At 58.5% G+C, this 14,129-nt stretch carries 10 protein-coding genes, 1 pseudogene and 1 CRISPR repeat array; of the genes and pseudogenes, 1 reads left to right on the top strand and 10 read right to left on the bottom strand.

Annotation, left to right across the window (positions count from 1 at the left end):
- Nucleotides 1-315 precede the first annotated feature (315 nt).
- A complete protein-coding gene (locus tag GX515_12430) occupies nt 316-555 on the bottom strand; it encodes a hypothetical protein (protein HHY33801.1) in 240 nt (79 codons plus the stop codon).
- Between the two features lie 1,598 nt (nt 556-2,153).
- On the opposite strand from GX515_12430, the gene GX515_12425 reads away from it, so the two are divergent.
- Nucleotides 2,154-2,234: a hypothetical protein gene (locus GX515_12425; protein ID HHY33800.1), complete on the top strand. Its 81-nt coding sequence runs from the start codon at nt 2,154-2,156 to the stop codon at nt 2,232-2,234.
- Nucleotides 2,235-2,323: 89 nt separating this feature from the next.
- Here GX515_12425 and GX515_12420 read toward each other — a convergent pair whose 3' ends face one another.
- From GX515_12420 to GX515_12380, 9 genes and pseudogenes are all read right to left on the bottom strand, one after another.
- Nucleotides 2,324-3,151 (bottom strand): hypothetical protein, encoded by an 828-nt coding sequence (locus GX515_12420; GenBank protein ID HHY33799.1) that lies wholly within the window; start codon nt 3,149-3,151, stop codon nt 2,324-2,326.
- A gap of 11 nt (nt 3,152-3,162) precedes the next feature.
- Complete coding sequence (locus GX515_12415) at nt 3,163-4,092, bottom strand: DevR family CRISPR-associated autoregulator (protein HHY33798.1); 930 nt, start codon at nt 4,090-4,092, stop codon at nt 3,163-3,165.
- Nucleotides 4,093-4,140: 48 nt separating this feature from the next.
- Entirely contained in the window at nt 4,141-5,931 is a 1,791-nt protein-coding gene (locus GX515_12410) for a hypothetical protein (protein ID HHY33797.1), read from the bottom strand.
- Nucleotides 5,932-5,947: 16 nt separating this feature from the next.
- Complete coding sequence (gene cas3 / locus GX515_12405) at nt 5,948-8,635, bottom strand: CRISPR-associated helicase Cas3' (protein ID HHY33796.1); 2,688 nt, start codon at nt 8,633-8,635, stop codon at nt 5,948-5,950.
- Between the two features lie 295 nt (nt 8,636-8,930).
- A CRISPR array of direct repeats spans nt 8,931-9,935; the repeat unit is 37 nt; unit sequence CTTTCAGTCCTCTCGTCATCGAGTCAAGCGGTGCAAC.
- A 703-nt stretch (nt 9,936-10,638) separates the two neighbouring features.
- A pseudogene (gene cas4a / locus GX515_12400) lies at nt 10,639-11,555 on the bottom strand (type I-A CRISPR-associated protein Cas4/Csa1).
- Between the two features lie 16 nt (nt 11,556-11,571).
- Nucleotides 11,572-12,177 carry a CRISPR-associated protein Cas4 gene (cas4, locus tag GX515_12395; protein HHY33795.1) on the bottom strand — a complete coding sequence of 202 codons (606 nt, stop codon included), beginning with the start codon at nt 12,175-12,177 and terminating at the stop codon, nt 11,572-11,574.
- A 95-nt stretch (nt 12,178-12,272) separates the two neighbouring features.
- Nucleotides 12,273-12,596 carry a CRISPR-associated endonuclease Cas2 gene (gene cas2 / locus GX515_12390; GenBank protein HHY33794.1) on the bottom strand — a complete coding sequence of 108 codons (324 nt, stop codon included), beginning with the start codon at nt 12,594-12,596 and terminating at the stop codon, nt 12,273-12,275.
- 43 nt (nt 12,597-12,639) lie between these two features.
- On the bottom strand, nt 12,640-13,665 hold the full coding sequence (gene cas1, locus GX515_12385) for a CRISPR-associated endonuclease Cas1 (GenBank protein HHY33793.1): 1,026 nt from the start codon (nt 13,663-13,665) through the stop codon (nt 12,640-12,642).
- A gap of 267 nt (nt 13,666-13,932) precedes the next feature.
- On the bottom strand, nt 13,933-14,129 hold a 197-nt coding region (locus GX515_12380; GenBank protein ID HHY33792.1), incomplete at its 5' end, for a CRISPR system precrRNA processing endoribonuclease RAMP protein Cas6.

Below are 14,129 nucleotides of genomic sequence, written 5' to 3'. Positions count from 1 at the left end.
CATATTCGAGGGCCTCGCCGGTATCCGGGTTCTGAAGGAAGGCTGCGCGAGCATTGTCGACGCACTCCGCTGACGGGCAGAACGCCTGCCGAGGAACCTATGTCCTACATCACCGTCCGGCCTCGTAGCTCGTGGAGTGGCGCATGGAACAACTGTGGACAGACACGCCAGAGTCTCTCAGCCAGCCTCGAGCCTAGCTGGTCGCACCCTGCTGAGCGCCGCAGCAAGCCAGGCTGCGAGGGCCGAAGCCATGTTGCGCGCCAGCTTACTGAGCTTGCTCACCGGCCGCACGCAGTGCCACGGAGCCACGCCGCGTTACACGGAGGAGTTCGCAAGGGTGATGACCATTGCCACCTCCGTGCCATGACCACAAGCGCGCTCGAACATAGACCGCAAGGCGGTCCAGACCTCGTCCTCGGGCCCTGATATCCGAGTGCTCAGAGGCCCCACGTCGTATGAAAGCCCGCCCACCGCAAGTGCTGTAAGCGAGGAGTTTATGATGTCGTCGGACCGCGGGGTTTCCATAGGATACAGCGATACCTCCGCCGTGACCATGCCCTCATGTGCCTCCGTTGTGCAGCGTTTCGCGCGCAGCTGCGCGCCCTCGTCCACAGTCTTGCCCTGCCTAGGCTCAAGTATGCGCTTTTCCGTCGGCGAGCGTCGCCGCAGGCGTGCGCAGCCGCGCTTCCTGCGCCCTTGTCAGCCTTTGTCATGTGGGCGAGATCCGTGGTATCATGTGCGTAGCGCCGTCGCGCGACCAGGACCGCCGCGAGCTAGCTCGAGGCGGCGGCGCTCTGCCGCGACACGACACAGCCCGGCACATCCCAACGCGCACGGGCGGGGCCGACGGGATGACGTCACAACGGATGACACCAAGACAAGGAGACAGCAGGATGACGCCGCCGATACCACCGTCGACAGGTCGCCAGCGCCCCCGCCTTGGCATGAAAGCGGGCGACCGCTCGGGCCAGAGCAACCGGCTACAAGCTGGCCAGCTATAGATAAACCCAGCCTGAAACCGAAAGGAGAGGGCTTGGCGTGCAATATAGGAAATTCGGATGTCACGGTTTCGCCGTTTCCGCCCTGGGTTTCGGGTGCATGAGGCTTCCGGTGCATGAGGCTTCCCACTCTGCATGCGCCCAACGCTGGGTTCTCCGGAAGCGCCTCACACGCCAGCGCGCCTAGGATCGACGAGGATGAGGCCATAGCCATGCTCCGGTATGCGATCGCTCAAGGCGTGGACTATATAGACACCGCATACAGGTACCACGATGGCCAGTCGGAACTCCTCGTCGGCAAGGCGCTTCGTGGCGGACTTCGAGGGAAAGTCAAGATCGCCACCAAGTCCCCAGTCTGGGTCTGTAAGGAGCCAGGCGACTTCGAGCGGTACCTCGATGAACAGCTCTCGAAGTTGGAGACGGACTACATTGATTTCTATCTGCTACACTCGCTCACGAGGGACCACTGGGCGAAGGCGAAGGCTCTCGGCGCCCTCGCTTTCCTTGATCGCGCGCTTGCCGATGGCCGCATCAAATACGCGGGCTTCTCCTTCCATGACAGCTTCGCCCTGTTCCGGGAGATAGTTGATTCCTACGATTGGAGTCTCGCGCAGATTCACTACAACTACGTCGACGACAACTACCAGGCCGGCACGGAAGGGCTGAAATACGCAGCGGCGAAAGGGCTCGCCGTGGTCGTCATGGAGCCTCTTCGAGGCGGTCGGCTGACCAAAGTTGTGCCGGACGACGTGATGGGCGTGTGGGACCGCGCGCCTGTCAAGAGGACACCAGCCGAGTGGGGCCTTCGCTGGGTCTGGAACCATCCCGAGGTGACCGTCGTCCTGAGCGGCATGAGCACTTTGGACCAGGTCAGGGAGAACGTCCGCGTCGCCGAGGACGCCCTCCCCCTCTCTCTCACCGCCGCTGAACTAGACCTGATTGCGCAGGCCCGCGAGATCTATAAGCGGAGGATCAAGGTCACCTGCAGCGAATGCCGCTATTGCATCCCTTGCCCCAATTGCGTCCAGATACCGGACATATTCTCGGTCTATAACGATGCGTTCGTGTACGGAACTCTCGCCGACTCCCTGAGAATGTATGATTCACTGAAGAAATCCGGCGCCGCGCCTCGGGGACGAGTGCCATACGAGAGGCATCCGAGTCATTCTCGACGCCTTGTTCAACCACTCCGGCTTCGGTTTCTTTGCATTCCAGGACGTTTTCAAAAACAGATAAAGATCCCCATACTTCAGCTCGTTCAGGATACGCAAGACATGGTCGAGTCTACCAAGGCGTAGTCCCCTCCGTCGAGGGGCACTTGCTTGCTATGCTGTCCTCTCATAGGCAGTGTACGCGTGGCCTGACGCTACAAGCCTATACGGTACGGCCATTGCCACGAAGACCCGGTCTCTACCGAGCTTCACCTCGGCGTCCGTATAGGCATTCGCTCTTTCAAGCGTCATCGCTGCCGCCATATCATCCAGGTACTGGATGATGTGGTCCCCCGGTAACCATGGCCTGTTATCTTCGATCACAAACGAGAAGGCCTCGTCTAGGTCTTCCCGCCACTCGCATCCCTTGAACTGGAAGAAGCTCGCCCTTTTCCCGAAGTAGTTGACCATCGGAAGGAGATCCTCGATTGACCGCAGAGCTGACACCGAGCACTGATCCCCTGCAGCACCAACGGCGTCAGCAGCGTCAGCAGCGGCCGCGGCGGCCGCGGCGGCCGGCGCGGGCCCTATCCTGCCTTCGCTGTGCGAACGTCCCACTCCTATCGTCCGTCGTGGCCCGCCCCTACCGTCCGCTGACGGGCGTGCTGAGAACGCGATTGTGAGCTCCCCGTCGTAGTAGACGAATTCCCTGTACACAGGCGCCGAGATGAACTCAGCCTTGCCGCTTCGGTCTTCTCTGAGCATTCGGACCAAACTATGAGTTACAACCGCTTTTCGAGGGGGAAGAAATCTTATGACAAGACCTCGTATCGTCGGAAACAAAGCCTCGACATCTCGCCCTGATGCGAAGGCGGCGGACAGCAGAGCCATCTTGACCGCGTACATGGTGGGCACGAGGAGAGTCTTCCCGCCCATGCTTGTGGTAGCCGATGACCTCAGCGTGAAAAGCCCCGAAGGCTCGAATTTCGCAAGCAACCACATGTGAAGGCCCCCTACGCCAACGTGTCGACGAGGTCGGCTGCGATTGAGGCAAGCTCGCTCATGGAATCGAACGTCCTGGTCTCGAATTCGTGCTTGCCCCCCATTCGGTCAAGCTGCTTACAAGTGGCGATCACGTCCTCCCGGTAACCGTCCTTGAGCGGGCTTGCGGTAGGGGCAGGCCGCACGTCCCTGGAAATGGCGATAACGCCCTCGGCAGCCGAGATATGCGGGTGTTGAGCGTTTCGCTGCGCACCCTCGGTCCTCACCAGAGTGTAGACGAGACTCTTCAAGACCGCCCTTACCCTTGAAGCGCGCTCGGACTCGCTCAAGACATATTGCCGGGATATGTCGTTGAACCCGATGCGAGCTGCCTCGAACGTGGCTACAAGCGCATAGACTCCGGAGTTAGCTGGCCTATAGAAGATAGCTTGTCCAAGATTTGCGCCTGTCTCATCTCCGGATCCAGCGGCTCGCGATGGGTCGTACTTCACATGGAAATAGGATTCTGTCTGTGTCCGGCTGGGGATACCTACGAGCCACCCGAACTCCACCGTGGACTTTCTCGGCACCGAACGTTTGCCGACTGTGATAAGGAATCCCTCTGCGTCGTCCAGCACGCATGCAGGGATCACTCTGTCCAGGGTCTTCGACGCGTCCTTTTCATCCCCGAGCTCTTTGAAGAACTCTTCATCCCTGTTGATCCGGTTGGCATCGAAGAGCCTGCACCCGGTGCAGAGAGGGAGCCCCTCCTCGAGGGCCACCCTTTGGAGGTAACCTGCCTGGACATGCTTGAGCATGTCGCCGGACACCGCATTTACCACGGCAAGCTCCCCGTGCTCGTCCACAACATGGACCATCCTCGTCTGCACCTGATTACCCTCGGACGCCTCGTTGTTCAGGTCGTGAAGGTTCAGGGTCAGCCTTGCGCTGATGCTGATCATCGTCGGGCTAGCCATCATGATCACGATCCCTCCCTGGCTGCTGAGATGTCAGAATTCTTCGCCATCATCGTGGATGCCCTCGTCAACTTGGTCGCCGTATTCGTCGCCCATGCTGTCGCTTTCGTAGGACGCCGTGGATTCATCCAGTTCCTCTCGCTTGGCCTTGCATGTCGCATAGGCGATGAGAAGTAGAGCTGCCGGGCGCCCGTGTTCCAGAATCAGCGGGACTATCCCTTCCAGCGCCTCCTCAGATACCCTGGCCCTCCTCCGTTTACCTCTACCGCTTTCGAAGTGCCTCGCCGTCTCAGCATTGTACTTCGCAATGAAATCCGAGAGCGCTGCGATGAATTGCTCTGGGAATTGTGCCTTCCTTCTGAGTTCTGGCAGAAGCCCATAGTGGATCTCGAACTCCTGGTTGCCCATCCGCTTGTAAGCTTGTTCGGTCACAGTGGCTTTCCTGATCGCTCCCGCTATCTCCTGGAAGGCCGGGTCCTTCACGAGATCCGCCAGTGTGCTGTCCACTTGCTCCACCACCCTTTCAAACGATTCCGTCGAAAAACGCTTGCATGGTTTGCCTGCGGCCAGCTTGCGCATGGCGTACACGCCGAAGTCGGAGGAAAAGCCGCAAAGCGTCTCCGTCGTGGGGCCGGAAAGGAAGTCACGGTAGGACTTGAGAATTTCGGCGTCCTCAGACTTGTCCTCGTCCAGCGGCCTAAGAACCGCCCAATGTTCATCCAGGACCTCAAGCCAAGTCGCAACGCTTTCCCTATCCGGCGCCGGAATCCAGCCGGGAAGCGCTATGAACGACGTGTTGAACAGCGACCTGGATGGTCCCATGGACTTGAAGTGCGCCGTGTGCATTCCGGCAACGATGGACCTCGGGCTGCGCCTTCTCCACCCACCACCGTCCCGGGCTGCAAACTCGGATTGCTCCAACAGTATGCGGGCCAACCCAATTACAAGGAAGATGTCAAACTTGATTGGACTCCACGGTGGCATCAAGTCGAGCCAGCTCTCTGCCTGAACCTTCAACTCCCTGACCCGCACCCTCATGGGGGAGATCACAGCCGCCTTTACGTCCTTGCCGATTCCGAGAAGCCTTCCAGCGTTCTCCATCCCGACGTACTTCATCCATTCCTCGAACCAGTCAACGAAATAGCCTGGAAGCGAAGACGGCGACGCTGCAGCAGCCTTTGGTCTGGAGACACCCTTGCCTACAGTTGGGTTGAAAACCTGAAGTGACGAAGCATCGAGGTCAAGACCCCCTCGTCCCCGTGAGGCTGCATGATCAGCCAGGCCTGGCTCAAGCCCGCATGCAGCAAGCCTCTTCAGCCGGTCTGTGACATAGCGGGCAAACTCGCCTGGATCAGCCTGCCGGATAGCCCTGTGTAGCTTGTTAACTCCGTCTATGGCCCCAAGCACGTTAATGTTTTGAATCGTGTACCAACGGCCCAACCGGCCTCCGAGCGGGGCGGCTTCCTCGACCATTCTGCGGACCTCGTCATCGGCACCGGGATTCTTCCTGAGGCCCTCCCGCATCTTTCGATAAGCAAGAAGCCTCTCTCGCTCGCGCGCATAGTCGACCGAGTCGGGCGGGGCATCGGCCTCCCACTTGGGCGTCTTGATGAACCTGAAACCCGGAGCTCGCTGAAGAACCCGATAGTCCAGCCGGTCGAAGTCGATCGCCCTTTCAAGCTGGAGCGAAAAGGCGTGCCCACGGTCGCCGATCTCGACATCCTCACCTGTCAGCGTGTTCAACGTCACTGCTAGTCCTATTGCCGCCAGGGTATCAGCGTACGTGCCCGTACGTTTCTCCCAGATCAGCGCGGTTCCCGACACACCAGCACCCCTCCTTTCACAACATGTTCGCCCATGCCGTCGCCTCATGGTCTGCGAGGCGCAGCAGTCTCGACGTAAGCCAATACACCATGAGTCTCACTCTGGTCCGGGCAACACTAGACAGGTCTTCGGCGAAGTCCGCAGCTGCAATGGCGTCCGGCGGGACCTCGTTCAGCCGGAACTCCCGGACAACGCTCCGAATCTCGGACAGGGGAGTCATCGCTGAACGATCGCTGCCGTCTCCAGCAGGAAGGGCACATCCGGCCGAAGTAGGGCCCGCAGACCCGTGAGTATATGCGCTCGCATACGTGGCGGTGTAGACTTGCAAGGCCTTCTTAAGAGATCTTCTTGCAACGTCGATGGCAGATCTCACGAGCTTGAATTGCCCCGGTCGCCCCCGACCGCCGTGATGATGTGCGATAGCGGCCAGTACCCCAAGTAGCACCTCATCGCATAGGTCCTCACTTGCATCTCGGCAGCCACCGGCCGTAGGTTCCGTTGTGAGGGCTCGGATCATCTCTTCGAAAAACGCGGCAGCAATGTAGGCCCCCTCTGCAGCGTGCGGCGGCCTGCGGTATTCTGTCTTGCGAGCCTCGTTCTCATCGGCATCGGAGAAATAGTCGGCATGGGCCAGCGGCTCAAAAACCGCCGGTCTCACGGGCGGCGCGGTGCTTAGCTCGGTAGTACCCGGCGACCTGTCTTCCAAAGTACCCGCCACGGCACCCGACAACTCCCCCTCGCCCGACGCAAGCTGTCGATCTTTCGCACGCTCTTTCGCGCGCTGCCATGCCCATATTACCCTCTGCCAGGACTCGTCAAGCTTACCCACATCATGGAGGGCTACGGCAAAAGACATCAAAAGCTTCAGTTTCCAAGGGTCGGAGGCAGCGAGGAACGCGACCTTCTCAAAGGCAACCTGGTGTCTGGCACTTCTTAGCCAAAAGCACCGAAGACTCCGGTCCACGTGCTCCATGTAGGACTCCTTGATATACCGCCAGGTTTTCTGCGTCCTTACCCTTGCGGGGTCCGGCTGGGATTCGTATGCCCCTGGCACCCCGAGAACTAAACCCAAGTCAGGGTCATACCGGGCGATGCGCGGCGACACCGCCAGAAACGGATGGACAAGGGCCTCAGCCACACTGGTTGCAGCCCTCCACCGTATCGCGGGCCCTTCCGTGCCCTGGCTCTCTTCGGGGATCTCCTCAGGGTACCATACCATCTTTGCATGGTCACCAGCCAGATCCAGGGCACTCAAAAGACCACGCAAGACCACATGGTCTACAGAAAAACGATCTACCGCGTAAGGGTCTCGAATCCGAGACGGGTCATCTGACAGGATGAACGCCACCGACCAGGCGCCCCTAACCAGCTCGCTTGTTGCGCCGGCAGTTGAATTCTCAATTGATGCCCTCACGCGGGTAGACCAGTCCTCTGTGCGGATGCTGTGCAGGTCTGACAGTCCCCTTTGCGTATGAACGATGTCAACGAGGTTGCATTCCGCGACGTAGTCGATGGACGAGCCTTGGAGAGCGCAAAGGGCCTTGAAGGTGGTATCTACTTCGATTCTCAGGTCAGCGTAGGGCCCATATTGCGGCCGACCGTTTTCGTCTGTGGTAAGCGGGTACACATAGACCGTGCCGGTTTCGCCGGCATACCTCGCGCATCTACCAATCCTCTGAACGATCGAGTTTGCTGGTGCGATCTCAGTATGAAGGGTGTCGAACGAGACATCCATCCCGGCTTCCACCACTTGAGTCGCAATAACTACACCTCTGCCGGAACGGCCACGGCCAAAGAACTCCCTGAGCTCACGTTCCTTGGTGATGCGGTCTCTCGGCAAGAACCTGGAATGGATTAGACTAAGATGTATTCCGTTTCCGGTTGCCCAATCCTTGAGACCCTGGTATAGTTCCTGAGCCCTTTTCACCGAGTTGACCACCGCAAGGCTCCTGCCTCGATGGCACCGGATGACATCCTCCGCCGTAAGCGCGCGGTCGCAAGTATGAACACTCCTCACCTTGTTGGCCTGTGAGGGTATCCTTGCCAGCTCCTGAGGCCCTACACGGACGATGTCGCTAGCGGTACGTCGCGCAAGTTCACAGGCAACCTCGTATGGGCAGGTAGCAGTCATAAGCAAGACCTGTGTAACCGCTGATAGCCGGATCGCCAGGTCGACTGCAGTGGACAGAGATCCTGCTGCATCCATCAAGTGAAACTCGTCGAATACCACGAGCGCCCCGAGAAGGGCACCCGGCACCATGTTTCTCTGCCCACGAGCTACCGAGCAGGCTTGGCCGATGTATGAACTCAGGACTTGATCGATGGTCGTGAAAATGACGTCGCCGTCGTCGAACAGAGGGTCGTCCGGCTGAGAGCCCATCTGCACGGTTACCTTGAGCCCCAAGGGCTCAAGATATCCGCGTGCGTCCTCTGCGATGCTTGAGACAAGGGTTCGAAGCGGAAGCGCGTAAATAACCCGGTCGATCCATCTATTCCCGTGGCTGCGCGCGGCAATCACCGGAGCAAGCGCCGTCAAGGTCTTCCCTGAACCTGTCGGAGCCGTGAGGAGGACGTTGCGGCCGGCGGCCAAGAGCTCGGCCACTTTCTCCTGGAAAGCATAGGGCTCAAATCCGAGGCCCATTCTGCTGAACGCATCCCCTGCTAGTCGCATCTTTGGATCGTCTACCCGCTCCTCGCTGCCCACTTGCTGTGCCGACCTTACGTTCCTAGCCAGCGGAATGCAACGCGCTCCAACCTGCGCCCGCAGCGTCCGACATCTCTAGTCGTGCGCGCGGCGTTCACGTTCAGGACGTGCCGCACCCGCACACAGGTCGTAGATCACTCTTGGACTGAAGGTTCTTAAGCCGAACTAGATTTCCTTCTGGATCCAGCACGAATCCACCACGGGGCAAGTGGAAGTCCTGGGGGCCTGGGGAGTCAGGGCGCTAAGGGACAACATGCGGCCACTAACGCGCTGATAGTCATACCGTCTAGGTCCTCTTTGAGGCCCATTCTCATCGAGTCAAGCGGTGCAACCCGACGAGGGAGCCGGAAACCGCAATGAGGTAACCAAGGCTTACAGTCCTCTCGTCATCGAGTCAAGCGGTGCAACCTCGTGCCTTAGCGCGGGTCTCAGCCATTCTCAGCAAATCTTTCAGTCCTCTCGTCATCGAGTCAAGCGGTGCAACTGATCGAGTCACCCTTAATGAAAGATTGGGTCACAAGGCCCTTTCAGTCCTCTCGTCATCGAGTCAAGCGGTGCAACCTGCAGACCCTAGCTCACAGGGTTGATAAGTGAGACGTCTTTCAGTCCTCTCGTCATCGAGTCAAGCGGTGCAACGCGTAGCGCGTGGCGTAGAGCAGATCGCCCACTACGGCCTTTCAGTCCTCTCGTCATCGAGTCAAGCGGTGCAACTCCAAAATCTGCGGACCGAAGGCACAAGGATTGTACACTTTCAGTCCTCTCGTCATCGAGTCAAGCGGTGCAACCAGGGGCGGCGGCGTGGCGAGATGACACGCTGACAGCTTTCAGTCCTCTCGTCATCGAGTCAAGCGGTGCAACCTTGAACTTGGCTGGGCCGGGCACTTCGGGGCGTGGACTTTCAGTCCTCTCGTCATCGAGTCAAGCGGTGCAACGAGCTTGCGGAGGCCGAGATCGCGCGGATCAAGGCGCTTTCAGTCCTCTCGTCATCGAGTCAAGCGGTGCAACAGCATGCCTAACTGCGCTGTATGCTATCGCTGACGATCCTTTCAGTCCTCTCGTCATCGAGTCAAGCGGTGCAACCAGTCCGTGCCTCTGCAGGGCAGCATGCACCACGTTCTTTCAGTCCTCTCGTCATCGAGTCAAGCGGTGCAACCGTAACAGCAAGGTCGTTGACCGAAGCTCCCCTAATCCTTTCAGTCCTCTCGTCATCGAGTCAAGCGGTGCAACCCGCGCTGTTCTGGTCAGTGGTACTATACCTATAGACTTTCAGTCCTCTCGTCATCGAGTCAAGCGGTGCAACCCGACCCCGGCGCGCGAGCCCACCCCGCGTCGCTATTGGGTTTTGCGTTCGTCCAGACATCTGCAATTACCTCCTCCATGTTAAAATCACGTCTGTGCGCGAAAACCCCGGGGATTCTAACATGTCGGTTCAGAGCCTCTTCCCATTGTCCCACAAGGGTTTAGGGCCACTCTGCCATATACTCCCAAGAGCATTCGGACAGTCGTTTCGTGCAAAAACCGGGGGATTCAAGAGACAAATCCTGCCACCTGCCCGGTTCGTCATACGTATTCTACTTTGTGTATAGTTTTCCTGCAATGCCAACGCCTCGTCCTATCTAGAAGACACGTAAGCACACCCTCGAGTATCTGAGCCGCCAGGCGCCATCCCCAGAGCAAAGCACTTCTGCTCAAGGGCCTTGAAATCGCGGGTACCATCCAATATACGTACAATTGCCTCAAGGCTGGCTTTACCGGTACTTGCTGGCATAGAGACCTCGCCTTCTTACAGGGAAGTTCGAGCCCTCTACATTGCTACCCCAAGACCCCGGTCTCCCGCCCCATTAGATTCTACACGAACCCCTACTAGAAGCGTGGTCTGAAACTCACAGAACTCCAACACTAAAGGACTACGCAACAAATCCGCACCTGGACAGCGTACCGATTGTCCCGTGGACGCACCACGGGCAGTTTTGCAGCAAAGCTTCGTGCGCTAAGCCAACCGTCTATGCGCAATGTTTCCTGAACGGGCACGTGGGATAGCAATCCCCCGCGATGCCGGGATCAATTTCTTCGTAGATCATGCGTGCCTCTGATCACGCTCCTCTATGAACCACTGCCGGAGCTCGTCATCGACAATGTGGATGTCCTTTGAGATGGTGATGCGGTCACCATTGAACGTGAGGTAAACAATACAGCCGAGGTTGACCGGGTACTCGTAGAGCGACTCCATTACCAGAGCGTAGCCAGTGGTCCCGAGCCGGTGGAACTTCCGCGGCTCGCCGTACTTGAGGTCCATAATCATCGGCTCCGGAAGAACGAACGCGTCCACGCTCAGCATCTGGCTAAGGCCCAGGAACGACCCGTCGAGTCTCTGCTCTACCATGACTGGGATGGCCGTGCTGACAAGAGAGTCCTCTCTGATGTACGGCTGTTTAGCCACTGCCTCCTGGATCCGAGTGGCGAGCCGCGCAGTCTCGAACCCATGCACGGCGTTGACACGCCGGACAAGCTCGACATAATCCTCGGTCGAAAGATCACACTTTCGCTTCTCGACGATCGCCTCTGCAGGCTCTTGTAGCCCTTTGAGTATATCGCACAGATGATCCACACCGTAGGTGTATACAAGGCGCTTTGCCCTCACTAGAATGTTCGCCAGAGTCTCATGGAAGGCCGAACCCATGATCATATCCTTGTTCGGCGTCCCACGCACACGCTGAACGCGACGAAGGTAGACGTCGCGGCCGGTTGAGCAGTATTTGCCCGCGACTTCGTAGACCGCCAGTCTGGCCTCGTACACGGGCTCGAGCGGTGGCTGGTGCCAGTTCCAGCCGCGAAGCTCAGGGGCCACTTCGATAGATCGCGATTTCGGGAGGATACCCTTAAGAAGCCTCTGACGCTCCTCATCGGTCAGGAAATACATCATGAGCACCTCCTGTTCACGCGAGATCATTGCAGAATCGGCGGAACTCACAATCAACGCATTTCCCTTTCTGCCGAGTCGGCCGTGGCATGCTCTCACGCCGAATCATGTCGCGGATCGAAGCGAGGGTCGCGCGAACGAAGTCGCGCATGTTCTGCGTAAACTCCACGTGATAGGCATTCCTGTCCCCCGTCACATACACAAAGCCCGCCCTCACGGGCTTGCCTATGGTATCTTCAAGGAGCATGGCGTAGGCCATGAGTTGGTACTTATGGTTCAACTCGGGCGGGCGACGAGTGTACTTGAACTCCACGGGGTAGTAGATATCTCTCTGCACAAGCAGCATATCGAGCACCCCAGAGAGTGCGAGCCTTTCCGAGCGTAGGTGAACGTGGAACCTCCGCTCAGTGTCATCTGTGAGCCCGTACGCGCGGAATGTACGCCGCTTCTCGAGTTGATCGAGTTGGACGTGCTCCTCTTTGCCGTACTCCATCTTCCGGGTGACCTTCTTCTCGATGGGCATCAGGTATGTGAAGTAAACGACCCGCGGGCAGTAAACAAACTGCTTTACATCAGTCACGCGCAGTTCAAGTAGTGCGGGTCTCTCTAGCTCGGCCAGCATTGAGCGAAGTCGCCTCCTCGCTGTTCTCCCCCTGGTGGCTCGCTCTCGGTTGAATGGTGCCTGACCTTTCTGCCTTCCGAGTTGTCTGTGTAACCTCATCCCTTTGCCTCTTGTTTCCTCTTGCGCCTTTGCCGTTTCTTGGGTTCATCGCCGTCGTCTTTCTTTTCATCTTCCTTTCGGACTTCAATGATGATCCGCAGGCTCAGATCCTTCTCGCACACTGGGAACAGCTGTATGGTGCCCGCACGCCTGCCGAGCACCTTCCTAAGCCTGGCTTCAAGTTCTTCACGGCGGTTATGGTTGATGTCCCCGAGAAACGCGCTCCACTGGATCCTGTCGAGGCCGTAGTCCATGCAGGCCTCGGCGATCTTACCTCGGATTTTGGTGCTCGGAATATCATAAATGACCAAAGTGTGCACGGCCGGTCCACCCTCCCCTGCGGGCCGCGCAGAATGTCGCCGCCTACCAACGCCCGATAAACGGCTTGTAGCTTGTCTCACCCCTCAGGAAACTCGCGATCTGCCGAGCCTGAAGCTGGATAATGGTCCTGAGCTTTTGCTGCTTGCCGTGATAGGTCTCGCGCGATTCGAGCCGCTCTTGAATGCTACCGATGAGTCTGCGTCTGGTTTGGACGGTCAACATCCCGTCCTGAAGCTTGATCGCAGTTCCCTTGCTTACAAGGCTCACAACGGTGCGGTCGACAACGCGTTGACGGAACTCCTCGACCAGGTCGAGGCAGAGGCTCGGCTTACCAGGTCGGTCGGTGTGGATGAACCCGGCAAATGGTTCGAGGCCCGCAAGCACGACGGCACCCCATACAGTCGAATAAAGGATCCCATACCCGTAGTTGAGGAGCGAATTGAAGGGATCACTTGCACCACGGTGCTCGCGGATCTCGAAGTCGATCTTGCCGGCCAGGAGCTTCCGTATGCCTTCCCAGTAGACAGCACCGGCTCTGCCCTCGATAGACAGGAGCTGTTCTCTAACGTCGTCCACACAGTTGCCTTCGATCGTTGCAAGCTCGCCCGCAATCTCGAGTATCTTGCTTTCCATCTCGGTGATCGCCTCGAAGGCGGCAGGATCTTCGCTCTTCCGATATCTCGCGAAGTAGTGAAGCAGACCGTGCTGATTCCGCAGCTTGCCTTCGATGAAGGCGCAGGCCAGCTTCAGCCCGCGCTTCTCGTGGTAGGCGAGGAGCTGCTCGCGACGCGTGATCACGGTTCCGGACAGGTACGGCGAAGTCAGCTTAGCGTAAGGTTTCCCCGAGAACGTCAGGAAATCGATCTGGATGCCGTGCTCCATACATTCCTGGATGACGTCGGTGGAGATGGAGACTCCTGGGCCCGTGATTATGATCGATTGGACCTCGTGGAACGGGACCTGTTGGACGACGTCCTTGCCCTGCCTAATCACGAGCCTCTCGCTCTTTTTCCCAATGAAGGCACCGAACTCGGAGACGATGATCTGCCCCTCTTCTGGTCCACCCATGCAGTCTTCGACCCCTCTCGAAGAGCTCCGTCGCGAGCTGCTCGGATTGCCGGCAGCGTTCAGGCCTTCACTCTTCCCATAGATCACGCGGGAAAGGCGTCGCAGCCAGGTACAACTCTGGCACGACCGGGTCACCAAGAGCGGTACCGCCTGAGGAGAATGCCTGAAACGATGCAGCATCACGATAGTGCGATATCAGCCGCGACAGCGTGACATGCGAGGCCCCGCTACGCTGCACTCTCACCACCTGAACCACCTGCCGCACGGTTACTTCGAATCAAACGTCACGTTCAGCCACCCAAGTCCGAAGGTGCACCCCTTGCCAACATGGATGTACTCTCCGAGAACCAGCCACGGCAGAAAGAATTCGGCCAGGCTGGCGTCGTGGAACTCGTAAGTCGCGGTGCCCACAAGTCCACCCAACTTCATCCGGGTATCCTGGCGGCTCGAGTACCTCTCCCAGT

This window comes from Bacillota bacterium (genome assembly GCA_012842395.1).
In the GTDB taxonomy this organism is placed as follows: domain Bacteria; phylum Bacillota; class SHA-98; order UBA4971; family UBA4971; genus UBA6256.
This window is presented reverse-complemented; position numbering and strand designations above follow the sequence as displayed.